General features: G+C 70.0%; 22 protein-coding genes and 1 pseudogene. 5 read left to right on the top strand and 18 right to left on the bottom strand.

Features of this window, described 5'->3' with window-relative positions:
* Nucleotides 1–14: 14 nt before the first annotated feature.
* Nucleotides 15–632: a stage II sporulation protein M gene (locus AA23TX_RS16705; protein ID WP_155543423.1), complete on the bottom strand. Its 618-nt coding sequence runs from the start codon at nucleotides 630–632 to the stop codon at nucleotides 15–17.
* Between the two features lie 107 nt (nucleotides 633–739).
* On the opposite strand from AA23TX_RS16705, the gene AA23TX_RS16700 reads away from it, so the two are divergent.
* A complete protein-coding gene (locus tag AA23TX_RS16700; protein WP_155543422.1) occupies nucleotides 740–1,342 on the top strand; it encodes a TetR/AcrR family transcriptional regulator in 603 nt (200 codons plus the stop codon).
* 161 nt (nucleotides 1,343–1,503) lie between these two features.
* Here the strand turns inward: AA23TX_RS16700 and AA23TX_RS16695 are convergent, their stop codons facing one another.
* The 7 genes from AA23TX_RS16695 to AA23TX_RS16665 all read right to left on the bottom strand — a co-directional run bounded on the left by AA23TX_RS16695 (nucleotide 1,504) and on the right by AA23TX_RS16665 (nucleotide 9,447).
* The gene (locus AA23TX_RS16695) at nucleotides 1,504–2,301 is read right to left on the bottom strand and encodes an alpha/beta hydrolase (RefSeq protein ID WP_155543421.1); all 798 of its coding nucleotides are present in this window, start codon (nucleotides 2,299–2,301) and stop codon (nucleotides 1,504–1,506) included.
* Nucleotides 2,302–2,508: 207 nt separating this feature from the next.
* On the bottom strand, nucleotides 2,509–3,849 hold the full coding sequence (locus AA23TX_RS16690; RefSeq protein WP_155543420.1) for an MFS transporter: 1,341 nt from the start codon (nucleotides 3,847–3,849) through the stop codon (nucleotides 2,509–2,511).
* A 100-nt stretch (nucleotides 3,850–3,949) separates the two neighbouring features.
* Nucleotides 3,950–5,542: an ATP-dependent acyl-CoA ligase gene (locus AA23TX_RS16685; RefSeq protein ID WP_155543419.1), complete on the bottom strand. Its 1,593-nt coding sequence runs from the start codon at nucleotides 5,540–5,542 to the stop codon at nucleotides 3,950–3,952.
* Nucleotides 5,539–5,850, bottom strand: a complete 312-nt coding sequence (locus AA23TX_RS16680) for a zinc ribbon domain-containing protein (protein WP_155543418.1) — start codon at nucleotides 5,848–5,850, stop codon at nucleotides 5,539–5,541. The genes AA23TX_RS16685 and AA23TX_RS16680 overlap by 4 nt, the downstream gene beginning before the upstream one ends.
* Nucleotides 5,847–6,911: a thiolase family protein gene (locus AA23TX_RS16675; protein ID WP_230862529.1), complete on the bottom strand. Its 1,065-nt coding sequence runs from the start codon at nucleotides 6,909–6,911 to the stop codon at nucleotides 5,847–5,849. The genes AA23TX_RS16680 and AA23TX_RS16675 overlap by 4 nt, the downstream gene beginning before the upstream one ends.
* Before the next feature lie 83 nt (nucleotides 6,912–6,994).
* Nucleotides 6,995–8,638 carry a thiamine pyrophosphate-binding protein gene (locus AA23TX_RS16670; protein ID WP_155544484.1) on the bottom strand — a complete coding sequence of 548 codons (1,644 nt, stop codon included), beginning with the start codon at nucleotides 8,636–8,638 and terminating at the stop codon, nucleotides 6,995–6,997.
* A 2-nt stretch (nucleotides 8,639–8,640) separates the two neighbouring features.
* A complete protein-coding gene (locus tag AA23TX_RS16665; RefSeq protein ID WP_155543417.1) occupies nucleotides 8,641–9,447 on the bottom strand; it encodes a cyclase family protein in 807 nt (268 codons plus the stop codon).
* A 110-nt stretch (nucleotides 9,448–9,557) separates the two neighbouring features.
* Between AA23TX_RS16665 and AA23TX_RS16660 the strand changes: the two genes are divergently transcribed.
* On the top strand, nucleotides 9,558–10,505 hold the full coding sequence (locus AA23TX_RS16660; RefSeq protein WP_196425350.1) for a LysR substrate-binding domain-containing protein: 948 nt from the start codon (nucleotides 9,558–9,560) through the stop codon (nucleotides 10,503–10,505).
* 443 nt (nucleotides 10,506–10,948) lie between these two features.
* On the opposite strand, the gene AA23TX_RS16655 is transcribed toward AA23TX_RS16660, so the two are convergent.
* Entirely contained in the window at nucleotides 10,949–11,458 is a 510-nt protein-coding gene (locus AA23TX_RS16655) for a MarR family winged helix-turn-helix transcriptional regulator (protein ID WP_230862528.1), read from the bottom strand.
* Nucleotides 11,459–11,587: 129 nt separating this feature from the next.
* Between AA23TX_RS16655 and AA23TX_RS16650 the strand changes: the two genes are divergently transcribed.
* The gene (locus tag AA23TX_RS16650; protein ID WP_155543415.1) at nucleotides 11,588–12,502 is read left to right on the top strand and encodes a TIGR03619 family F420-dependent LLM class oxidoreductase; all 915 of its coding nucleotides are present in this window, start codon (nucleotides 11,588–11,590) and stop codon (nucleotides 12,500–12,502) included.
* An 88-nt stretch (nucleotides 12,503–12,590) separates the two neighbouring features.
* Nucleotides 12,591–13,322 carry an SDR family NAD(P)-dependent oxidoreductase gene (locus tag AA23TX_RS16645; RefSeq protein ID WP_155543414.1) on the top strand — a complete coding sequence of 244 codons (732 nt, stop codon included), beginning with the start codon at nucleotides 12,591–12,593 and terminating at the stop codon, nucleotides 13,320–13,322.
* Nucleotides 13,323–13,906: 584 nt separating this feature from the next.
* On the opposite strand, the gene AA23TX_RS16640 is transcribed toward AA23TX_RS16645, so the two are convergent.
* Nucleotides 13,907–14,914 carry an LLM class flavin-dependent oxidoreductase gene (locus tag AA23TX_RS16640; protein WP_155543413.1) on the bottom strand — a complete coding sequence of 336 codons (1,008 nt, stop codon included), beginning with the start codon at nucleotides 14,912–14,914 and terminating at the stop codon, nucleotides 13,907–13,909.
* Nucleotides 14,915–14,951: 37 nt separating this feature from the next.
* Here AA23TX_RS16640 and AA23TX_RS16635 point away from each other — a divergent pair, with 37 nt between their 5' ends.
* Nucleotides 14,952–15,413 carry a MarR family winged helix-turn-helix transcriptional regulator gene (locus AA23TX_RS16635; protein ID WP_155543412.1) on the top strand — a complete coding sequence of 154 codons (462 nt, stop codon included), beginning with the start codon at nucleotides 14,952–14,954 and terminating at the stop codon, nucleotides 15,411–15,413.
* Between the two features lie 6 nt (nucleotides 15,414–15,419).
* Here the strand turns inward: AA23TX_RS16635 and budC are convergent, their stop codons facing one another.
* From budC to AA23TX_RS16600, 8 genes and pseudogenes are all read right to left on the bottom strand, one after another.
* The gene (gene budC / locus AA23TX_RS16630) at nucleotides 15,420–16,196 is read right to left on the bottom strand and encodes a meso-2,3-butanediol dehydrogenase (RefSeq protein ID WP_155543411.1); all 777 of its coding nucleotides are present in this window, start codon (nucleotides 16,194–16,196) and stop codon (nucleotides 15,420–15,422) included.
* A gap of 24 nt (nucleotides 16,197–16,220) precedes the next feature.
* Entirely contained in the window at nucleotides 16,221–16,958 is a 738-nt protein-coding gene (locus AA23TX_RS16625; RefSeq protein ID WP_155543410.1) for an SDR family NAD(P)-dependent oxidoreductase, read from the bottom strand.
* Between the two features lie 18 nt (nucleotides 16,959–16,976).
* A pseudogene (locus AA23TX_RS49610) lies at nucleotides 16,977–17,165 on the bottom strand (integrase core domain-containing protein); the annotation flags it as partial.
* Between the two features lie 170 nt (nucleotides 17,166–17,335).
* Complete coding sequence (locus AA23TX_RS16620; protein ID WP_155543409.1) at nucleotides 17,336–17,611, bottom strand: muconolactone Delta-isomerase; 276 nt, start codon at nucleotides 17,609–17,611, stop codon at nucleotides 17,336–17,338.
* Nucleotide 17,612: 1 nt separating this feature from the next.
* A complete protein-coding gene (locus AA23TX_RS16615) occupies nucleotides 17,613–18,731 on the bottom strand; it encodes a muconate/chloromuconate family cycloisomerase (protein WP_155543408.1) in 1,119 nt (372 codons plus the stop codon).
* Between the two features lie 59 nt (nucleotides 18,732–18,790).
* A complete protein-coding gene (catA, locus tag AA23TX_RS16610) occupies nucleotides 18,791–19,639 on the bottom strand; it encodes a catechol 1,2-dioxygenase (RefSeq protein WP_155543407.1) in 849 nt (282 codons plus the stop codon).
* A gap of 13 nt (nucleotides 19,640–19,652) precedes the next feature.
* Nucleotides 19,653–21,209, bottom strand: coding sequence for a 4-hydroxyphenylacetate 3-hydroxylase family protein (locus tag AA23TX_RS16605; protein ID WP_155543406.1), 1,557 nt, complete (start codon nucleotides 21,207–21,209; stop codon nucleotides 19,653–19,655).
* A 42-nt stretch (nucleotides 21,210–21,251) separates the two neighbouring features.
* On the bottom strand, nucleotides 21,252–21,809 hold the full coding sequence (locus AA23TX_RS16600; protein ID WP_155543405.1) for a flavin reductase family protein: 558 nt from the start codon (nucleotides 21,807–21,809) through the stop codon (nucleotides 21,252–21,254).
* Between the last annotated feature and the right edge of the window lie 88 nt (nucleotides 21,810–21,897).

The following is a 21,897-nucleotide window of genomic DNA, read 5'->3' as shown; positions in this document are numbered from 1 at the left end:
GGAGGGACCAACGATCAGCTTCCGAGCACCAGCGGCACGAGGAAGTAGATCTCGATCGCCTCGTACACCGCACCGATGACGAAGAGCGCGAGCGCCGGAAGCCAAAGCCAGGCAAGCCGGCGCAAACCGCGCGCGTATCCCTGCCGGCGCGTGGTGGCGTCGACTGTCTCGGGCCGGAGCCAGGACCTGCCCAGCAGGTACGCGCCGAACATCACGAGCGCGTAAGCCTGGAACTCGATGAGCAGCGTGGCGGAGTGCGGGATGAGGGTCAGGCGCGAGATCGCGTCCACGGGGGCGAGTGTGACGCCCAGGTCGATGGTCTTGATCGCGAAGACCGCAAGTCCTGCGAAGGGCACCGCCAACGACGGGAGGGTGATGAGCAGCAACGCGGTCGGGAACACGTTGACGAGGAAGATGACCGTGCCGAACACCCATCCGTTGCCGACCACCGCGTTGACGAGCGCTCCCTGGCTGCCTTCCGCGAACGATGCGGACCGCGCGGCGTGTAGGTCCGGGAAGAGCATGCCCAGAGCCATGCCGAGGAGCAGCACTCCGTAGACGAAGATGTTGACAAAGAGGTACGCGCGGAGGTCGCCGCGGATGATCTGAAACGGCCTGCGGAGGCGGTCCATGAGTTCACGTCCAATGCGGAGCGAAGCTTCTAACACACTGTGCTAGTGGGGTCCGGCGCGACAGTAGCACAGTGTGTTAGTACAGTGTGTCAACGGAGGTGGCCACAGTGACGCGGGAGAGGGAGCCCAGCAGCCGGGACAAGGTCCTTCAGGCGGCGATGGCGATGTTCGGAGAGGATCTGGGTGCGCGGCTCAGCGTGCGGGCGGTCGCCGCGCGGGCCGGCGTGAGCACCGGCTCGCTCCGATATCACTTCCCGACGCAGCGCGCGCTGCAGGACGCCGTGCTCGCCGGCATCTACGACGTCGTCGCCCCGGACGATCGGATCCACGACCGTTCGGCGCCCGCACGGGACCGGCTGATCGATTGCCTCCGGCAGGTGCTCGCTCTCGCCGGCGCGGGCGCGCAAGCGCGAGCGGGCTGGAGCGAGATCTTCAAGACCTACATCGAGCCCGAGCCGACCGACGAGAGCCGGGCGGCCTATCTCGCGATCGAGCGGGAAGCGCAACGCCGGGTCGAGTACTGGCTGACCGTCCTGCGGGACGAAGGCGCCCTCGCCGACGGGGACAACGGCCGGCGCGCCAGGTTTCTCGTGACCGTCCTCAACGGACTGTCGATCGCGAGAGCCCTGCCCTCCGAAGAATCGCTCCTGGCCACCGAAACCGAGACGCTGCACGCTGCCGTCGACCACGTCCTGAATTCCCGGTTCTGACGCCGGGGCTCATACGCCCAAGTGTGTGGTCGGGCAGCTACGGGTACAAGAGCTGTTTCGACGCAACGGGAGTCGCATGCACCTACGCCTGCTACCTCGTGGATCGAGGCGAAGCTCCAGTCAGGAACGATGGTCGCAACCAAGCAAGTCGCCGACGTCGCCTAGCCCGCATCCGCGAGGTGGCGCCGGAACCACGTGGTCAAGCCGGCGTCCACCTCGCGAGCCAACGGCAGCTGGGGTGCGGGCTCGATGCCGGGTTCGTCGGCGAGCGCGTGAGCCAGCTCGGGGATCGACAGCAGTTCGGTCCCATCCCCCACAGCGTTGACGAGGTCCAGCGCATCGGCGCGCAGCGACGGGTGATCCAGCTCGCCGCTGACGACCAGCAGCGGCGCGCGACCGGCGAGGGTCGCAGCCTGGGCAACAAAGTCCACGCTGTCGGCGACCTTCTCAGACTCGGCGACATAGGGATACTCGCCCGGGAACAGGCCGACGACGGACCGCATCCGGATGGCGGCGTTCACGACGGCGCCCGCGAAGACCGGGATGTCGTTGTCGGCAAGGATCCGTAGCGCGACGGCCCCACCCAGCGAGCCACCGAGTACGCCGACCGGACCGTCACCGACCGGCAGTTGCGCACGGATCGACTCCAGCGCGGCAGGGAACTCCTCGGTCGCCTGCACGAGGATGGGGTACAGAGCGGCCATCAGGACGTCCTTGCGGAGAAGCTCCAAGCCCGCGTCCATGGTGCCGTCGACCATGCGCGCCCCGCACATCGGCATTCCCAGGTGCACCCGCCACGCGGGCAAGCCGTTCATCGGCACCGCGGCAGCGAACGCAGCGTCCGACCGCGGCGCGTCGAGCATGTGCCAAGTGACGATCAGCGGCGCGGGGCCGTCGTCGGCTGGCGGCAGAGCGGTGAACGGCACGCCGGCGGCAATGCCCGTGATCGGTGAACGCATGCGGCCACGGTAACGTCCGCGGCAGCGTACTGGGAATCGGTTGCGCTAGCAGCGAAATCAGTGACACAGCGTTCGCCTCATCAGTCGGTAAAACCAAGGAAGTCCCGGCGTTCCGGGTACTCCTACGGCGGCACCTGGGATTCCACATCGGCCCGTGTCGAGGAGGAGCTCACCCCTCCCGGGCCCGCCTCCCCCCGCGCAGTGGGCTTATTCGCGCACTCCGGCGGGCGGCAGCTTCAGGTCCGGCGTGGACACAGCGTCGCGCTGCACCGTCTCGCGGGCGAAGTAAACCGAGATAAGCGTGATACAGCCGAGGAAGACGAGGTACAGCGAGATGGGCCAGGAGGCGCCGGTGGCCGCCAGGAGCGCGGTAGCGATGAGCGGCGAGAGGCCGCCCGCGAACACCGAGGCGAACTCGTGGCCGAGGGCGATGGCGCTGTAGCGCGACGTCTTGCCGAACAGCTCGGTGAAGAAGCTCGGCTGGGTGCCGATCATGGCTCCGTGGCCGATGCCGATGGCGACGATGAAGGCGAGCCAGACGAGCGCGGGGGTTCCGGTGTCCAGCAGCCAGAAGAAGGGGAACGCCACCACGACAAGGGTGGCCGCTCCGGCCATGTAGACCGGGCGACGACCGATGCGGTCGGACAGGGCACCGAATCCCACCATCGAGGCGCCTTCCACGACGTTCGCGACGATGATCCCGGTCAGCAGCAGGCCGTTACCGACCCCGATGTGCTTGCCGTAGGCGAGGGAGAAGACCAGGAAGATGTACGAAGAGCCGTTCTCCGCCAGGCGGGCGCCCATCGTGATCAGGATGGCACGCGGATGGGTTCGCAGGGCGTGCAGGATCGGTAGCCGTTGCTTGCCGCCCTTGTGCTGGACGCTCCGGAACTCCGGTGTTTCCTCGATCTTCAGGCGGATGACGAGGCCGGCCAGCGCGGGAACGGCTCCGAGGAGGAAGGGCACCCGCCATCCCCAGGACAGGAACGCCTCGTCGGACAGGCTCTGGACCGCGGCGAAGACCGCGGCGGAGGTGACGAAGCCGAGGTTGATGCCGACCTGGCTCCAGGCCGAGTAGAAGCCGCGTCGTCCCGCGGGGGCGTGCTCGGTGATCATGAGGACGCTTCCGCCCCACTCGCCGCCGACCGCGATGCCTTGAAGCACGCGCAGCACGATGAGCAGGACCGGCGCCCACACACCGATCTGCGCGTAGGTGGGCAGGAGGCCGATGAGGAAAGTGGTGAAGCCCATGACCATCAGCGTGATCACGAGCATGGGTTTGCGGCCCAGCCGGTCTCCGAAGTGACCGAAGATGATCCCGCCGAGAGGGCGGGCTGCGAAACCGACGGCGAAGGTGCCGAAGGAGGCCAGGGTGCCGGCGAGGGGGCTGGCGTGGGGGAAGAAGAGGGTGCCGAGCACCAGGGCGGATGCGGTGCCGTAGAGGAAGAAGTCGTACCACTCGAGTGCGGTTCCGGTCAGGCTGGCGATGGCGATCTTGCGGATCGACTGCGGCCCGGCTGCCGGTTGGTGCGATGCGGTGGGGCTCATCTCGTCACCTCTGGATGAGGACGGTGGCCATCGGGACGTCCCGGTGGCCGGGGAAGGGAATGTGCCAAAGCGGTTCAGGTTCGGTGATTGCCGCCGACGGTCAAGCGGACCGGTTTCGCCGCAGGACTACGCCGGCCGCCTCGCGGTCCCAGTCGGCGCGCTCGGCTCCCCACTCCCTCAGCAAGGTCTTGCGCACCTTGCCGTTCTCGGTCAGCGGCAGTTCCGGGCACAGCGCCACGAAGCGGGGAATCGCGTAGTAGGCCAGCCGGGGTTCGCAGAAGGACACCAACTCGGCGAAGTCGATCTCTTGTCCCTCGACCGGGACCACGGCGGCCATCACCTCGTCCTCACCGAGTTCGGAGTCCACCGCGTACACCGCGACGTCACGGACGCCGGGGTGCTGCGCGAGAACGCTTTCGACCTCGACGGAGGAGATGTTCTCGCCGCGACGGCGGATCACGTCCTTGATGCGGTCGACGAACCTGATCCACCCGTCCGCTTCGAGCACCACCCGGTCGCCGGTGTGGAACCACAGGTCCTGCCACGCGGCGACGGTGGCGTCGGGCATACGGTAGTAGCCGGAGGCGAAGGCGAAGGGCTGCTCGCTGCGCAGCAGCAGTTCGCCCGGTGTGCCAGGAGGAACGTCGAGTCCGTTCTCGTCGACGATCCGGGCGGAGAACCCCTCTTGAAGGCGTCCGATGAATCCCGGCCGCTGTTCGGTCCGGCTCGCGGAGATCACCGCGTTGGTTTCGGTCGAGCCGTAGCCGTCGATGAGGACGACACCGAACCGCTCCTCGAACTGCCGGAGCAGCCCGGCGGGGGTGGCCGGCGCCAGTGCCGCGGTCACCCGGTGCGCCCGGTCGTGCGCTCCGGGCGGCCGGCCGGCGAGGATGCTGATCATGGCGCCCAGCAGGTAGGTGAAGGTCGCCCCGCTGTCCGCCACGTCCGACCAGAAGGCGGAGGCGGAGAAGCGCGGGCCGATGACGTACTGGGCTCCGCTGACCAGCGCCTGGCTGAAGGCGTTGAGCGCGTTCGTGTGGAACAGCGGCAGGCAGGTGTGCAGCACGTCGGCCGAGGTGATGCCGAGCTGGGCCGTGACGTTGCGGCCCCACCAGGAGAACTGGGCGTGCGGGCAGACGACTCCCTTGGAGACCCCGGTGGTGCCCGAGGTGTAGAGGATCACCGCGGGATCGCCCGGGCCGACCACCGCCGGCTCCACGGCGCGGCCGCCGTCCGGGATCAGGTCGACGGGAACCGGTAGCACCGACGCGACCTCTCCCTCGTCCAGCAGCCAGATCTGGCGCAGCTCGGCGGTGCTCGGCAGCGCCTCCACCTGGGCGAGGAAGGGGTTTTCCAGCACCAGCAGCTCCGCTTGCGAGTTGCTCAGGATGTGGTGGAGCTGCTCGCCCCGCGCGGCGGTGTTGATCGGCACCGCGACGGCACCGATCCACGCGCAGCCCAGGATGAGGTCCAGCAGCTCGACCCGGTTGGACGCCATCAGCGCCACCCGGTCTCCCCGCTCCACCCCGTGTTCGCGCAGCAGGCCTCCCGCGACGGCGACCCGGTCCAGCATCTCGGCGGCGGTCCTTTGCGTGTCCCCGCAGCGCAGCAGCGTGCTCTCCGGGGTGGTCTCCGCGCGCCATCGCAGCAGTCCGGAGACGCTCGCACGGGAAAGGTCGAGCACGGCGCTCATGACAACTCCTCTCGGGGCAGGCTGATCGGCGGTACGAAGGCGACGGGACGGCCGGACGCACCGGGGTCGTCGGTGAGTTCCACGACGTCCCCGGGCTCGACCGGGCCGTGCAGCCTGGCCACCAGCAGCGGTTCGGGGTCACAGGCCACCGACGCGATGACGACGTCGCCGAGGTGGGTCAGCTGTTCGACCACCCCGCGCTCGACACCGACGGGCGCCAGATCGGCGCTCCCGCAGCGGGGACACATCAGCCGGGCGGGGAACCATCGGCCACCGCACGTCCGGCAGTTCTGCACGGTCACACTCATCCGGCTGCCTCCAGGAGCCCGGCGGTGGCACACGCGCCGTAGCGGTAGAGCACCATCCCGTATCCGCTGAACAGGCCGAGACGGGCATCGACCTGTCGCTGCCCGGCCTGGCCGCGCAACTGCCGGACGACCTCCACGAGTCCGTGCATGCCGCCGGCGGAACCCGGCTGGCCCGCCGAGAGCTGTCCGCCCGAGGTGTTGACCGGGAGCTTGCGGGTGGCGAGCCGCTCGGCGATGAAGGCCGGCAGCTCACCCCCGGCGACCAGACCGAGATCCTTGAGCTGGGCCAGCGCCATGGCCGGGTAGTCGTCGTACACGCTGACCACGTCGACGTCGGCGGGCCCGTGGCCGGCGGCCTCCCACAGCTCGGGCGCGCAGTCGGCCAAGCCGGTGACCAGTCCGTCGCCCGTCTGGTCATCGGTGTTGTAGCGGGCCGAGACGGCGAGCACCCTGGCTCGGCGCGTGCCCGCGGCCCGGTCGTCGGCCGCGACCACCACGGCATCGGCGCCCGTGACCGGCGGCACGCAGTCGTACCGGCCGAGGGGTTCGGCGACCACGGGAGCGTTCAGGTAGTCGTCGAGCGTCAATGGCGTGCGGTAGACGGCCCCGGGGTTGAGAGAGGCCCAGGCCCGTTGAGCCACCGCGAGTCGCCCGTAGTCGGTACGAGTGAGCCCCTCGGCGGCCATCTGACGCTGGGTCAGCAGCGCGAAGAGGGCGTTCGGTCCGAGCATGTCCAGCGGCACCAGCTGCTCGGCGGTCGCCCGGTTGTATTCGGCCACCATCTTGAGGTGCACCTGCTGGTCCATCCGGTCGCCGGCCACGAGCACCACGACCGAGGCGTCGCCGGACTCGACGGCCCGCACGGCGTGCTGCAGCATCGTGCCCGCGCTCGCGCCGCCGTTGGTGTCCTGCATCAGCCAGCGCAGCCGCAGCCCGAGCCGCCAGGCCAGGTCGACGGCGTGGTCCGGACCGAGGGTGAAGCTGCAGGCACCGAAGCCGTCGACTTCGGAGGGCGACAGGTTCGCATCGGCGAGAGCGCGGCGGACGGCGTCGGCGAGCACCCCTTCCGTGGTCGTGCCGGCTGCCGGATGCCGTGTGTAGGGCGACTCACCAGCGCCGATGACGGAGACGCCGCCGGGGCGCCTCAGTGTCCGAAAGCTTCCTGCAGCCACCAGGACCCCCCATCCGAGGTGATCTTGGCGTCCAGCACCAAGGGACGGACGGGGCCGGCCGACAGCCACTCCTTCACCGCGTGCACGTCCTCGGGCCGTCGGACGGTCAGCGCCTCGCACCCGTGTCCCCGTGCGAGTGCCGCAATGTCCACGTCGGGGAAGGTCACCGCGTCGAGACCGCTCGCGCCGGCCCCGAAGTGGTGCACCTCGGCGCCGTACATGGCGTCGTTGTAGACGACGATCACCATGGGCAGACCCAGCCGTACGACGGTCTCGAGCTCCGACAGGCCCATCAGGAAGCCACCGTCACCGCAGCCGGCCACGGGCAGCCGGTCGGGGCGCGCCAGTGCGGCACCGATCGCGGTCGCCAGGCCCAGGCCGACGGACTGGAACGCCTGGGTGAAACAGAACCCGTACTCGTCCGGCACGTCGAGGTACATGCTCGGGTAGCCCAGGAAGTTGCCCGAGTCCACGGAAACGATCCGCTCGGCGGGCAGGAGGTCGTTGAGCGCGGCGGTCAGGCTGCGCGGATCGACCCGTCCGTCCCCCGACGCGTCCTCGAAGCCGACCTGGTTCCAGCGCAGGCCGGACCGGATCCGCCCGGCCACGTCCGGAGTGCGGTAACCCGTGCGCCCGCCGGGCGAGTTCGCGCGCAGCCACGCGGCCGCGGCGCGGGCCGTTCCCGCGACACCGCCCCACAGACCGAGGTCCACGTCACGGTGCACGCCGATGGCCTCCGGGTCGATGTCGACCTGGACGACGGTCGCGTCCGGCGCGATGAGCCGGCCGTGCCGCATGGTCCACATGTTCAGTGCGCAGCCGAATCCCACCAGCAGGTCGGCGCCGGAGATGAGTTCGGCCGTCAATGGCGAGGAGAAGCCACCGGAGACGTCGATGTTCCAGTCGTCGCCGGCGAACATCCCGCGGGAGACGGCGGAGGTGGCGAGGAGCGCGCCCGCCTCGGCGGCCAGTTCGCGGACGGCGTCCCTGGAGCCAGGGGAACGGCCTCCGCGTCCGACGACGAACACCGGCCGCTCGGCGCGTTCCAGCAGCCGGCCGAACGTGGCTATCTCGCTGTCGTCGGGCCGCGGTTCGGCGACCCGGCGGTGCTCCCGGGCCAGGCCCTCCGCCTCCAGGAGCGCGTCCTGCACGTCGATCGGAACGTTGAGGACGACCGTGCGCCGCTGGTCGCGGCAGATCGCGAAGGCCTGTGCCACGTCGTCGAGGGCGGTTCGGGGAGACCGGACGCGCAGGGCGAGCGCCCCGACCCCGACGGCGATCGCCGCCTGGTCGAGCGCGAAGTTCGAGGTGGGATCGGCGGCTTCGGCGGTCAGCACCAGCAGCGACGTCCGGCTCTTCGCGGCCTCGGTGATGCCGGTGAGGGCGTTCGTGTAGCCGCAGCCCTGGTGCAGGGAGAGCACGGCGACCTCGTCGGACATCCGGGCGTACGCGTCCGCCATGGTGGCCGCGCCACCTTCGTGACGAGCGGCGACGAAGCGGGCACCGCCGCGCACCATCGCGTCGGTGAAGTGGAAGTTGCCGCTGCCCACCACACCGAAGACCGCGCGGACTCCGAGATCGGTGAGCTGCCTGCCGATGGCCTCGTGGACGAGCATGGTCACAGGGCTTCTCCGTTCGAAACGAGGGCCAGGATCCGCGCCGGGCTGCCGGACCCACCGGCGATGCGGAGCGGAGCGACGATCAGGACGGCGCCGGTGACCGGCAGCCGGTCGAGGTTCTGCAGCTGGGTGACGCCGTACTTGCCCGCGCCCAGCAGGTAGTGGTGCGCCGGGAACTGCGGAGTGAAGGTGAACGCCTGCCCGGCGTCGGTCCCGACGGTCTCCACGCCGAGCCCGACGATGGGTGACTCGTCGGCCAGCCAGCGGGCGCACTCGGCCGTGATGCCGGGCGTGTGCGGCCCGCTCTCGTCGGCGTTGAGGAACAGCTGCTGGTCGTGCGAGCGCGCGGCCCAGCCGGTCCGGTAGAGCAGCCAACCGCCCTCCGGAAGCGGGCCGTTGTGGTGCTGCCACTCCTCGAGGTGCTCGACCGTCAGCAGGAAGTCCGGGTCGGCGGCGCACTCGGCGGACTTGTCGATCACGACAGCGGGAGCGACCAGGTGCCGGACCGGTACGTGGGCGACGTCCCTCTTCTCGGCCCCGGTGACCCAGTGGCACGGCGCGTCGAAGTGGGTGCCCACGTGCTCACCGGTGTGGATGCCGTTCTGGTAGGAGGTGCGCCCACGCTCGTCGTACCGGGCGAGCTCCTCCAGCTCGAAGCGTGGGATCGGAGCCATCTCCGGGGGAAGGTCGAGCACGGGCGTCGACGGCGACAGGAGGGCGGTCAGGTCGACCACCTCGACGCCGCCGGACGCCAGAGCGGAGGTCAGGCCGCCCAGCGGGCCCGCTGCGGTGAGTGTCCAAGACATGGCCACATCATTTGGCAGAGATTCGGCCTTGACCAATGCTTCTCCGGTCGCCGTTATGCATGCTTGGCTATACCGGGGACCAACATCATGTTACAGAGAGATGTCGAGACATGAACGTGGATCACTTTCTGGACGGTCGGCTGAAACTGCGCCACCTGGTTCTCGTGACCGTCGTGGCCGATGAGGGCACCCTGAGCGGCGCCGCCAAGGCGATGCACGTCACCCAACCGGTCGTCACCCGGAGCCTGCAGGAGATCGAGGCGATCATCGGGGTCGAGCTCTTCGCCAGGGGGCCACGCGGCGTCCGCCCGACCCAATACGGCGACATCCTCATCGAGCACGCCCGCGCGGTGGTGGGCAATGTGCGAGCCGCGGCCGAACGCATCCACGGGCTCCAGCGTCTCGGCATGGAGCCGGTCCGGGTCGGAACCATCCTCGCCGGCGCGCACTCCCTGCTGCCCCAGACCCTGATCCGGCTCAAGAAGGCCCACCCGCACCTCACCGTCTCGGTCGTCGAGGCGATGCCCGAGGAACTCGGCCTGCAGCTCTCCCGAGGTGAAGTGGACGTACTCGTCGGCCGGCTCCAGCCGTCGAGCCTGCGCGCCACCCTGCGTCACGTACGGCTCTACGAGGAACCGGTTCGCCTCGTCGTCCGGCATGAGCACCCCTGCCTCGACACGCCCACCAGCGACATCGAAGACCTCATGGACCTGCCGTGGATCCTGCCGGGCCGGAACAGCCAGCTGCGGCACGAGATCGACGAACTCTTCGGCCGCCGGGGCCTGCCCCTTCCCGCGAACATCATCGAGTGCTCGACGATCCTGACACTGAGGACGGTCCTGCTGGAGACGGACGCCGTCGCCCCACTCCCCATGCTGATCGGCGCACGGGACCCGCTGCTCGCGGTGCTGCCCTTGGCGCTCGACACCGTGCCGCGCGAGATCGGAATCACCACGATCGCCGACCGGCGGCCGTCCGCGAGCACCAGGCTCCTGATCAAGGAGATCGTCGCGGTCGCCCGGGGGACCGACCCCGTGCTGCTGGAGGCACAGCGATGATGGGAGCGTGCTGTCTGCCCGTCCTGGATCGATCCGTCCAGCCGCGCCTTGCGCGCGACGGAGTCGGGCGGTCGCTCCCGGTCCAGCGAAAGCAGGTTGTAGAGCTGCTGGCCGACGGCCGGTCCGGGAATCCCGACCGTCGTTGCGTTCTTGAGGCTGGTGTCGCGTAGGTCGATGCGGGTGGTGTTGTCGTGCCTAGGGTCGTACCGGCTCAGGCCCTGTGTCGAAGCGGGTCAGAGCCATTCGGTGGTCGCGGCCCGGCTGCCGGGCCAAGGCTGTCCGTGGCGGACATCAATACCGGCCCTGGTAGTGCTTTGTCAGGTTTGTCGAGGAAGCTCGCGGATGGCCGTGCAGAGGTCAGATCGGCACAGCCGCTTGGGAGCGCCTCGCAGCAGGGTGAGGAACAAGCGTGCGGCGACGTAGAGCCGACACTGGTACGCGGGTCAAAGCCGCCGCGGGGTCCGCCCGGTGAACGGCGACCCGGCGTGCTCGCCTTCGACCCGGGTGGCGATCTGGCTGCCGATGTCGTACAACGCGGTCACCTGCTCGGGCCGGAGCGCGTCGAACACGTACTGCCGGACCGCCGCCACGTGGCCGGGCGCGGCCTGCTCGACCACCGCCATGCCCGCCTCGGTGAGGGTCGCCTCGATGTATCGGCCGTTCTCCGCATTGGGCGCCCGCCTCATCCAGCCGCGCTGCTCCAGGCGTTTGGCCACATTGGACAGCCGTGACACCGAACCGTTCACGTGCTGGGCCAGGTCACTCATCCGCATGCACCGGCCCGGGGACTCCGAAAGCGCGGCGAGCACAAGATACTCGAAGAACGCGAGGCCGCTGTCGCGCTGCAACTGAGCGTCGATCGCGCCCGGCAGCCTGATCATCAGCCAGGACAGGGCGAACCAGGCGTCGCGCTCGTCCGGCGACAGCCACTGGGGTTCGTCCTGGCCCTTCACGTCGGCGATCCTACCCATCGTCGTCCGGTGGCGATCTCTCCCCGCCTATGGTTTCAACCTTGATTTCAAGCTTGAAATTACGCTAGCCTCGACATCACACGTTCTCGTCCCCACTGCAGGAGAGTGCCCGTGAAGCTCGGCATCATGTTGCCCGTGTCCGGCGTCCACGCATCGCCGGCGACCATCAAGACCATCGCGCAAGCCGCCGAGAGGCTCGGCTACGACTCGCTGTGGACCTACGAACGGCTGCTGCGCCCGATGGCGCCGGTACTGCCCGGCCCGGACGGCACCCTGGAACGCGCCGCCGCCATCTACCACACCGCTTTCGAGCCACTGGAAACGTTGAGCTACGTGGCCGCGCACACCGATCGCATCGCGCTGGGCACCAACATCGTCAACCCGCTGTTCCACGCGCCGGTCGTGCTGGCCCGCAGGTACGCCACCCTCGACCAGCTCAGCGGCGGCCGCGCCATCGCCGGGTTCGGGCAGGGCTGGATGCCCCAGGAGTTCGCGACCGCCGGCGTGCCCATGAAACGGCGCGGCGCGGGTTTCGACGACGTCATCGCGGCGATCCGGGCCAGCTGGGGACCCGACCCCGTGGAATACGCGGGCCGCTTCTACTCGATCGAAGCCTCCGAGATCAACCCGAAGCCCGTACGCGGCGACATCCCGATCGTCATCGGCGCGAACACCGACGGCGGTATCGACCGGGCCGCCCGGATCGCCGACGGCATCACGCCACTGGCCTGGGCACTGGAAACGGTGACCGCCCAGGCCGAGCGGTTCCGGACGACCGCCGAACGCCTGGGGCGGAACCCGGCCGCGCTGACGGTGACGGCACAGACCAACCACGCCATGCAGCCCAAGCCGATCAGCGACGACCGTCCGTTCCTCGCCGGTTCCCCGCGGCAGCTCGCCGGTGACATCGAGCAGGTGCGTGACCGGGGATTCGACGGGGTCCTGTTCGCCTTTCCGCCATCCGACGAGATCCCCGCGCAGATCGAAATGCTCGACGAACTCCGTTCCCTGGTGCCCGCCGGGTGAGCACGAGCGGACGACGGCCCGGCGCAACGGACGTGCCGGCGGCGGCGAGCACGGACACCCCACCACCCAGAGTCGGAGGCAGGAAACCATGGCTCACTTGACAGGCAAGGTAGCCGTCGTCACCGGCGGATCGGCCGGGATCGGCCTGGCCACCGCACGCCGGTTCGTCGCCGAGGGTGCGCGGGTGTTCCTCACCGGCCGGCGCACCGAGCCGCTCGCCGCCGCGGCCGCCGACCTCGGTCCCGCCGCCACCGCCGTGCCCGGCGACGTCACCAGCGCCGAAGACCTCGACCGCCTGCACGCCGCGGTCGCGGAGCACGGCCAGGGCCTGGACGTGCTGTTCGCCAACGCGGGCGGCGGCGGTTTCACCCCGTTCGGCGACGTGACACCGGAGACCTTCGACGAGTTCATGACGGGCAACGCGCGTGGGGTCTACTTCACCGTGCAACGGCTTCTGCCGCTGCTGAACCCGCACGCCTCCGTCATCCTGATGTCCTCCGTCGGCGGAACCCTGGCGGTGCCCGGCCTGAGCCTGTACTCGGCGGCCAAGGCGGCGATCCGGTCCTTCGCCCGCGGTCTGGCCGTCGAGCTGGGAGACCGCGGGATTCGCGTGAACGCCATCAGCCCCGGCTACATCCGCACCAAGCCGGGGCAAGCCGACGTCGAAGCCTTCCAAGCCGCCGGCGCCGCCGGCACCCCGCTGCGCCGCGTCGGACAACCCGAGGAGGTCGCCGCGGCCACCCTGTTCCTCGCCTCCGGCGACAGCAGCTACATCACCGGCAGCGAGCTGTTCGTCGACGGCGGCCGCACGCAGGTCTGACCCGCACCGTCCACACCGGACCCGTCACACGGACCACACGGCGGCTTTCGCCGCGCTCGGCGCGCAATTCGTGGAGCTGCAAGTCATCCACGCCATCAGCCCGCACGCCCGGACGGCGTACGGGGCCGGGCACGTCGACACGTCGCTGCATCACACCGCCTTCGCGTATCGATGTACGAGCACCACGGCTGTTGGGACGGACGCCCTCGCCGCGACGGTCGACCCACGCCTCAACCTAGGCACATCGCGATCAGCCCGGCTGCGGCCCAAGTATGCGCGCCGAACCAGGTGTCGAGGAAGCGCCGGACTGGCCAACGTCCACAGTCGCTGACCGTCGGCATGGCCAGGACACTTGACCATTTGCCAGGCGAGGGCCAGCTCGATTGACCGGGGACCCGATCTCATGACTGCTGAGCACCCCGTGTCGAGCGACAACATAATTGGCTGGACACGAGGTGCTCAGCAGCAGCGGGCCAGATAGCCTCACGGACCCGGGGGCCTGGCGTCGAGCTGTCTGACCCTTTCGCGTGACCGCTGTGATGTGCTTTGTTCAGGTCCGGCTGCGACGCCGAAGCCAAGCGAGTTCAGCGACGGGCACGGACGGCGTCCGCGAACACCTCCAGTTCGCGCCGGATGTCGGGCCCGGTCGGCTGCAGCTGGACTTCGGTGACGCCTTGGTCGGCCAGCGCCCGCACCGCGGCCCCGAACTCCTCGGCCGGTGCCGTCCACGTCGTCGCGGTGAGCGAGACGTGCCCGCCGGCGTCCCACGCCGCCCGGTCCGCCTCGTTCATCTCCTGCACGTGACCCTGGTGGATCGCCAGGTGCCGCTCTCGTTCGGGAACGCGCTCGATGACCTCGAGCCAAGCGGGACCGCCCGGCATCTCGCGCACCGCGTCGGCGCCCTGCAACGTGTGGACGAAGTGGAACATGCCGCCCCAAAGCGGTCCGGCCGCCAGCCGGACGCGTTCGTCGGTCACCTGCTCACCGGGGTCGAGCGGGGTACCCAGGATGGCGAGGCTCGCCCGCTTCCAGTCCTTCATGTTCTCGGTGGGCCGCAGCATGCCGAACAGCCCGTCCGCGCCGAGCCGGCGGGCGACGGCGTCACCCTTGGGGCCGATCGCGCCGATCAGCAGCGGCACGCGCAACGGCAGCTGGTCGGCCAGGTCGGAGGTGAGCAGCAGCTTGATCGGGGCGCCCTCCCAGTCCGCGGATTCGCCGCGCAGCAGCGCCTGGAACACCTCGACGTACTGCTCCAGATAGGACCACTTGAGGGCGGGCTGCCCGGTGGCGGCGCGACTGGAGAAGCCGGTGCCGAACGCGACGTTCACCCGGCCCGGGGCCAGCTGGTGCAGAGAGACGGTGTTGGCCGCGTTCACCAGCGGGTGACGCAGGCTGGGCACGAGTACACCCGGCCCGAGGGTGATGGTGCTGGTGCGCTCAGCGGCGCGATGCAGCTGCACCCAGACGTCGTCGCCCTGGAACGGAGTGTCGAACAGGAAAGCGTGGGAGTAGCCGAGCTCCTCGGCGTACTGGATGTGCTCGGGTGCGCGCCGGGTCGGCGGCAGCGCGACGGTGTAGGCGAGGTCGGTCATCTGCGGTCTCTTTCTGCGGGCGAACTATGCTGATCAGGTGGGTGAGGACGGGACGGACAAGACACCGCTGAGCGCGGAGGAAGAAGAGCTCTGGCGCGCGTTCGCCTGGGTGCTGAACGTGCTCCCCCGGACGATGGACCTGCGGCTGCAGGAGCGAGCGAACATCACCGGGCCGGAGTACGTGGCGCTGGCCAACCTCGGGGACGTGCATCCGGACGGGCTGCGGATCAGCGAGCTGGCCGGTCGGGTCGGGTTGTCGCCGAGCCGGGTCAGCCGGCTGGCCGAGAGCCTGGTCCGCCGCGGCGAGGCCGAGCGGACCCGCGGCGGCGAGGATGGCCGCAGCTCGTCGCTGACCATCACCGACGCCGGGCTGGCCCGGGTCGAGGCGGCGTGGCCGCACCAGGTGGCCAGCGTGCGCGAGCACGTCCTGCGCCACCTCGATCCGGCCGACCACGCCGCACTCACCCGGTCCCTGCGGGCCATCGCCGACGCGCTCTGAGCGGGTTCAGGCAGCAGGTGGGGCGATTTCGGGTTGCCCGCTGCCCGCCGTCAGCCCGCCGTCGACCGGCAGGACGACACCGTTGACGAACCGGGCGTCCGGTCCGGCCAGGAACACGATCACGTCCCCGACCTCCTCCGCGGTCGCGGCGCGGCGCATCGGGATCCGCTGCGCGAACGCCTCCGCGACGCCGGGGATCGCCCGGAACGGCACGGTCATCTCGGTTTCGGTGAGGCTCGGTGCGACGGCGTTGACGCGGACGCCTTCCCGGCCGTGGTCCTGGGCCATGCCCCGGGTCAGGTTGGCCACGGCGCCCTTGGCGGCGTTGTAGCCGACCGCGGCGGGGTCCCCGCCCAGCCCGCTCACCGACGACACGTTGACGATCGAGCCCTTTGTCGTGCGCAGGTGGGGAATCGCGGCGCGGGAGCCGAAGAACACCGCGTCCAGGTCGATGGCCATGATCCGCCGCCACAGCTCGTTGTCGGTGTCCTCGGCGCGGCCCGGCAGTACGGCGCCGGCGTTGTTGACCAGGACGTCGAGGCGGCCGTGGGCGCGGGCGACTTCGTCGACGAGCTCGGTGGCGGCGTTCTCCTCGGCCAGGTCGGTGACGCGGACCTCGATCCGGCCGGGTGCCTGAGCGGCGACCTGGTCCAGAGTGGACTTGGTGCGGCCGGCGATGACGACGGTCGCGCCTTCGGCCGCGAACCGCAGCGCCGCGGCGGCGCCGATGCCCGAACCGCCTCCGGTCACGATGACGACCTTGCCATCGAACCGGTTGTTCACGAGTTCTCCTTGGGGTGGAAGGGTTCAGTGCGGCGCGACGGCTTGCAGGCCGCCGTGCGCCGGCAGGACGGCGCCGCTGACGTAGCCGGCGGCCGGGGTGGCCAGGAAGACGACGGCGTTGGCGATCTCCTCGGCCTCGGCGACGCGGCCGAGGGTGGTGACGCCGCCGAGCGCTTCGGCGAATTCGCCGTAGGCCGCGGTGCCGGGAGTCCGGGTCGGGCCGGCCGCGACCGCGTTGACCCGGACGCCGGCGGGTCCGTACTCGTCCGCCCAGATCTTGGTCAGCAGTTCCAGCCCGGCCTTGGACGCGCCGTAGGCGCCGCCGCCGCGGCCGGGGACGGACGCGCCGAAGGTGCTGAGGTTGACGATCGCGCCGCGGCCCCGCCGGACCATGCCCGGTGCCAGTTCGCGGACCAGGATGAATGGGGCCCGCAGGTTGACCGCGAAGTGCGCGTCGAAGGTCGCGTCGTCGGTGTCGGCGGTGGAGCCGAACAGGTAGATGCCGGCGTTGTTGACCAGGATGTCGACGTCGCCGGCGGCCTCGGCCAGCCGTCGCACGTCGGCCGGGTCGCTCAGGTCCGCCGCGACGAACCGGGCGGTGCCTCCGTCGGCCTGGATCTCCTTGACGACGCGGGCGCCGCGGCCGATGTCGCGGCCGTGCACGACGACATCCGCGCCGAGGGTGGCCAGCTGCCGGGCCACTGCTTCGCCGATCCCGGCGGTGGCGCCGGTGACCAGTGCCGTGCGGCCGGCCCAGCTCAACCGCTTACACCACACGACCTAGTTGTACTGACCCGTGAGGTTGGGGACGCGGGTGGCGGGTGGTTTGCCGCCGAGTGCGGTGTGGCCGCGGTGGTGATTGTAGGTGTGCAACCACCCCGGATAAGCGCCCCGTCGTTCACGTTCTGAACGGTAGGGGCGTGCCTAGGCCCACTCCTCGAGCAAGGCGCGGTTCAACCGCTCGACCTTCGGTGAGGGTGCGGTGGCGTTGCCCGGCTTGCCGCCCCACCGCCCGGTGCCCCCCTTTTTACAAGATCATCCGATCACGCGTCACCTCGTACCCAACCTCCGTAGTCAGTACAACCGTGGCGTGACTCAACTCTGAGACTGCGTCGGCGCACTGCGCTGACACACCCGGCCTACTGGGCGGACAAGTCCGAAGGGTGGGTCGCCAGTGGGGTGACCTCGATCTTCATGAACGGGTACAGCGGCAACGTCGAGAGGATCCCGTGCAACTCGTCGTTGGAGGCCACGTCGAAGACGCTGAAGTTGCTGTAGCGCCCCACGATCCGCCAAAGGTGCACCCACACGCCCGTGCGCTGGAGCTCCAGCGCACGGGCCTTTTCCGCGGCGACCCGGTCGGTGACGTCGAGGCCGAGCGGGATCGAGACGTCCATCCGCACGTGGAACAGCATCTCAGCGCCTTTCCAGCCGGCGCACCGCCGCCATGTCGAGGTCGACGCCCAACCCTGGGCCGTCCGGCAGGTGCAGCTCGCCGTCGGCGTAACGCAACGGCGTTACCAGCAGCTCTTCGCTCATCAGCAGCGGCCCGAACAGCTCACTCCCCCACGTCACCGCCGGCGCGGTGCACGCGAGGTGCAGCGTCGCCGCCGTCCCGACGGGGCTTTCGATGGATGTCCCGGCGTGGCACGGGATCCCGGCCGCGGCGGCGACCTCCGCGATCGCCCGTGTCGCCCGCAGGCCGCCGGACTTCGTCGTCTTGAGCGAGAAGACATCGGCCGCGCGGGCCTGGGCCAGCCGGAGCGCGTCGCCCGGGGTGCGGAGGCTTTCGTCGGCCATCACCGGGATCGGCAGCGCGCGGTTGATCTCGGCCAGCGCTTCGACCTCGGCGCCCGGCACCGGTTGTTCGATGAGGTCGACGCCGGCGTCGACCAGCCGAGGCAGGTACCGCAACGACGTCAGCAGGTCCCAGCGCGCGTTGAGATCCACCCGCACGCTCGCCACGCCGACGAGCTTTTCCGCCACCGCGCACACCCGCGACACGTCCTCGGCCGGGTCGAGGGCGCCCATCTTGAGCTTGAAGCTGCGGTGCCCGGTGTCGAGCTTCGCAAGGGCTTCGTCGGCGACCACCGGCGCCGGTTCGGTGCCCAGCGCCCAGGTCACCGGCACCGACCGCCGGGCGAGACCGCCCAGCAGCGTGTGGACCGGCACGCCGAGCGCACGGGCCCACGCGTCGTGCAGGGCCACCTCGACGGCGGCCTTGGCGTAGAGGTTGGCCGCGACGACGTCCGAGAGGTCGCGCAAGATCCCCGCGATGTCGTCGACGCTCCGGCCCAGCAGGACCGGCGTGAAGTAACGCTCGACCACCAGCTGCATGGTCTCCACCGACTCGCCACCCCACCACGGGCCGCCCGGGACCACGCCCTCGCCGACGCCGATGACGCCGCCGCGCGTGTGCACGAACACCAGCAGCACCGGCTGCGCGGCCATGCCGGTGCGGGCGAAGCGGTGCGGTCGGCGCAAGGGCACGTCGAGCAGCACGGTTTCGACGCGCTCGATCGCCAGGTCGGTCATATCTCCTCGTTCCGGGAAAGGGGCCGGCCGGGCCGGGCGAGGCCCGGCCGGCCGGTGCGTCAGTAGCGTTCGAGCACGAAGTCGTAGGTCGCGCGCAGCCGGGCGTCCTCCTGCGGCCGCGGGTCGAGCACGAGCTCCGGCTTGGTGGCTTCGGCGACGTCACTGTCGAGCCACTCACCGCCCTGGAAGTACAGCTGCGTGGTGATCGTGCGGTAGCCGGGCGCACGCACCATGAGGTGCAGGTGCGCGGGCCGCCAGGCGTGCCAGCCCGCGGCGGCGACGAGCTTGCCGGTCGGGCCGTCGGTCGGGATCTGGTACGGCGCCGGCTGGACGGTCGTGATCTCGAATCGGCCCTGCCCGTCGCTGACGACGACACCGCGCAGGTTGCCGTCCGGGATGTCCGGGGCGAAGCCGGAGTAGTAGCCGTCGTCGTCGGCGTGCCAGATGTCCAGCTCCGCCGCGGCGACCGGATTGCCCTCGACGTCGCGGACCTGCCCGGCGAAGACCAGCGGGGTGCCCTTCTCGTCCGTGCGCATCGGCAGTGTCGCCTGCCACGGCAGCTTCTCCTGGCCCGGCAGGTAGTACGGGCCCTGGATGCTGCCCTTGGTCCCGTCCTGGGTCCGCGCGGCGACCTCCTCGACGACGTGCTCGACGAAGACGTCCAGGAACAGCGGCCATTCGCCGCCCTCGCCGACGTCCATCAGCCACTGCTTCGCGGCCTGGAACTCCGGGTAGGTGACGTCGTGCTCGCGGATGGCCTGGTGGACACCGTGCAGCACGGCACGGGCGACCTCGTCGACACGCTCGGGCGGCACGTCCTGCGTGGTGCGGCCGGCCGCGCGGAAGGCCGCGCTGGCGGAACTGCCCGAGCCCGCCGCGGTGGGCGTGGGGTGTTCGGTGGTGGTCATGGCGGGTCCTTCGTCAGCGGGAAAGGGAGGTGGCGCCGGGGTTGTAGAGGTCGGGGACGGTCCAGCCGTCGAGGTCGTACTCGGCCATGCACTGCTCGGCGAAGCCCTTCATCGCCTCGGCCGAGCCGGACTGCTGGGCGGCGAACAGCAGCTCGGCGCGCACGCCCTCGTGGTTGCCGGAGTAGTTGCGCTCGTAGAGCTCGTGGCGGCCGCCGAACTCGCTGCCGATCGAGTCCCAGATCAGCTTCATCAGCTTCACGCGCTCGACGGAGTCGTACCCGTTGGAGCCGCGGACGTACTGGTCGAGGTAGGGCCGGATCTCCGGCGACTTGAAGTCCTTCGCCGAGGACGGCAGGTAGATCAGCGCGGATCCCAGGTCCTGCATGATGATCTCGCGGATGCGCGGGTAGCCGAGCGTCATGAACCAGCGGTAGGCGAGGCCGTAGTCCAGGTGCGGCAGCACGGCGCCGTTCTTCCACTCGTCCGGGTTGGCGGCCATCGCGTCCGACAGCGCCCAGAACAGGTTGCGCCAGCCGATGACCTCGCCGACGCGGGTCTGGATGCCGCGAAAGTCCTTGGTGCCGGTGACTTCCACGCCCTTCATCAGCAGGCCGGCGATGAAGTCGAGCTTGACGGCCAGTCGCGCGACGCCGTGGAAGGTGAAGCGGTGCAGGAAACCCGAGCCGGGGAAGAACGTGCTCGCCTTCTCCGCGTCACCGTAGATGAAGACGTTCTCCCACGGGATCTTCACCTTGTCGAGGATGAAGATCGTGTCGTTCTCGTCGAACCGGCTCGAGAGCGGGTAGTCGAACGGGCTCGCGGTCTGGTCGGCGACGTTCGAGTAGGAGTTGCGGCAGATCAGCTTCATCCCGGGCGCGCCCATCGGCACCGTGCAGACCAGCGCGAACTCGCGCTTCTTGATCGGCAGGCCGTAGTGGGCGATGAAGTTGTAGTTGGTGATGGCCGAGCCGGTCGCGACGACCTTGGCGCCGGAGACGATCAGGCCGTCGTCCCGCTCCTCCTCGACGTGGATGAACAGGTCCTTGACGTCGTCGGGGTTGCGGTCGCGGTCCACCGGCGGGTTGATGATCGCGTGGTTCCAGTAGAGCACCTTCTCCTGCGACTCGGCGTACCAGCGCCGGGCGTTGTCGGCGAACGGCTCGTAGAAGTCGGAGTTCGCGCCGAGCGTGCCGAGGAAGGCGGCCTTGTAGTCCGGGCTGCGGCCCATCCATCCGTAGGTCATCCGCGCCCACGCGACGATCGCGTCGCGGTCGGCGAAGAGGTCCTCTTTGGACTTCGGCGTCCGGAAGAACGGGTGGGTGAAGCCGCTGCTGCCGGTGTCGGTCGGCGCGGTGAGCACGGACTGCTGGTCGGGGTCGTGCAGGGCGTCGTAGAGGCGGGCGGTCATCCGGACCGAGTTGCGGAACGCCGGGTGCGTGGTGACGTCGTCGACCTTGTCGCCGTAGATGAACACTTCGCGGCCGTCGCGGATGGACTCGATGTACTCGTCGCCGGTCATCGGCCGGGTCGTGCGCACCTTCGCGGGCGCGTCGTGTTCTTGGATGGTCATCGGTGAACCCTTCGTCGGTGAACGGTCTTTTCGCGGGCGGAGTCAGGAAGCTGCGGTGAGGGGAGCGAATTCGGCCGCCGAGCCGAACCAGCCGAGGTCGGGGCAGTCGACCGAGGCCGACCAGTGGGCGTTGCCGCGCGGGCCGAGTTCGCGGAACCCGCCGGCGAAGAACAGCAACGGGTCGGCGTCGCTGGTTTCGAGGTGCTCGACCTCGCCGATGACGATGAGGTGGTCACCGCCGTCGTAGATCCGCCACGGGCGGCACGAGATGGTGGCCGCGGTGCCGGTCAGCACCGGCGCCACCACGCCCTCGGCCCACCCCGGCGCCCGGTCCTGCGGGCGGCCGGCGAAGTGCCACGCCGTGTCGAGCTGGTCCGCGGCGAGGACGTTGACGGCGAACGGCGCGCCGTCGAGGTAGCGGCAGGCCTTCGACTTGCGCGTCAGCGTCACCTGGCACAGGGCCGGCTCCAGGGAGACGGCGGTGAAGGCGTTGACCGTCGCGCCGTGCGGCTCGCCCTGGTCGTTGCGGCAGGTCACGACCGTGACGCCGGTGGCGAAGCGGCCGAAGGCGTTCCGGATTTCGCGCGGGTCGAGCGTCATTGCCCTTACCTCCTGTACGCTGTGCGTACACTATGAACGCTATGCGGACACTGTAGGGAGAGTCCCCCGGCGGGTCCGCGTTGTCAAG

Origin of the sequence: Amycolatopsis camponoti, assembly GCF_902497555.1 — a bacterium.
GTDB lineage: Bacteria > Actinomycetota > Actinomycetes > Mycobacteriales > Pseudonocardiaceae > Amycolatopsis > Amycolatopsis camponoti.
The sequence above is the reverse complement of the archived record's forward strand: the minus strand, read 5'-3'. Positions and strand labels throughout refer to the sequence as shown.

Excerpts from the sequence above, each read along its gene's own strand:
- AA23TX_RS16705 (WP_155543423.1), bottom strand. The coding sequence starts at position 632 with ATGGACCGCCTCCGCAGGCCGTTTCAGATCATCCGCGGCGACCTCCGC.
- AA23TX_RS16695 (WP_155543421.1), bottom strand. The coding sequence starts at position 2,301 with ATGCGTTCACCGATCACGGGCATTGCCGCCGGCGTGCCGTTCACCGCT.
- AA23TX_RS16690 (WP_155543420.1), bottom strand. The coding sequence starts at position 3,849 with ATGAGCCCCACCGCATCGCACCAACCGGCAGCCGGGCCGCAGTCGATC.
- AA23TX_RS16685 (WP_155543419.1), bottom strand. The coding sequence starts at position 5,542 with ATGAGCGCCGTGCTCGACCTTTCCCGTGCGAGCGTCTCCGGACTGCTG.
- AA23TX_RS16680 (WP_155543418.1), bottom strand. The coding sequence starts at position 5,850 with ATGAGTGTGACCGTGCAGAACTGCCGGACGTGCGGTGGCCGATGGTTC.
- AA23TX_RS16670 (WP_155544484.1), bottom strand. The coding sequence starts at position 8,638 with ATGCTCGTCCACGAGGCCATCGGCAGGCAGCTCACCGATCTCGGAGTC.
- AA23TX_RS16665 (WP_155543417.1), bottom strand. The coding sequence starts at position 9,447 with ATGTCTTGGACACTCACCGCAGCGGGCCCGCTGGGCGGCCTGACCTCC.
- AA23TX_RS16660 (WP_196425350.1), top strand. The coding sequence starts at position 9,558 with ATGAACGTGGATCACTTTCTGGACGGTCGGCTGAAACTGCGCCACCTG.
- AA23TX_RS16645 (WP_155543414.1), top strand. The coding sequence starts at position 12,591 with ATGGCTCACTTGACAGGCAAGGTAGCCGTCGTCACCGGCGGATCGGCC.
- AA23TX_RS16640 (WP_155543413.1), bottom strand. The coding sequence starts at position 14,914 with ATGACCGACCTCGCCTACACCGTCGCGCTGCCGCCGACCCGGCGCGCA.
- AA23TX_RS16620 (WP_155543409.1), bottom strand. The coding sequence starts at position 17,611 with ATGCTGTTCCACGTGCGGATGGACGTCTCGATCCCGCTCGGCCTCGAC.
- AA23TX_RS16615 (WP_155543408.1), bottom strand. The coding sequence starts at position 18,731 with ATGACCGACCTGGCGATCGAGCGCGTCGAAACCGTGCTGCTCGACGTG.
- catA (WP_155543407.1), bottom strand. The coding sequence starts at position 19,639 with ATGACCACCACCGAACACCCCACGCCCACCGCGGCGGGCTCGGGCAGT.
- AA23TX_RS16605 (WP_155543406.1), bottom strand. The coding sequence starts at position 21,209 with ATGACCATCCAAGAACACGACGCGCCCGCGAAGGTGCGCACGACCCGG.
- AA23TX_RS16600 (WP_155543405.1), bottom strand. The coding sequence starts at position 21,809 with ATGACGCTCGACCCGCGCGAAATCCGGAACGCCTTCGGCCGCTTCGCC.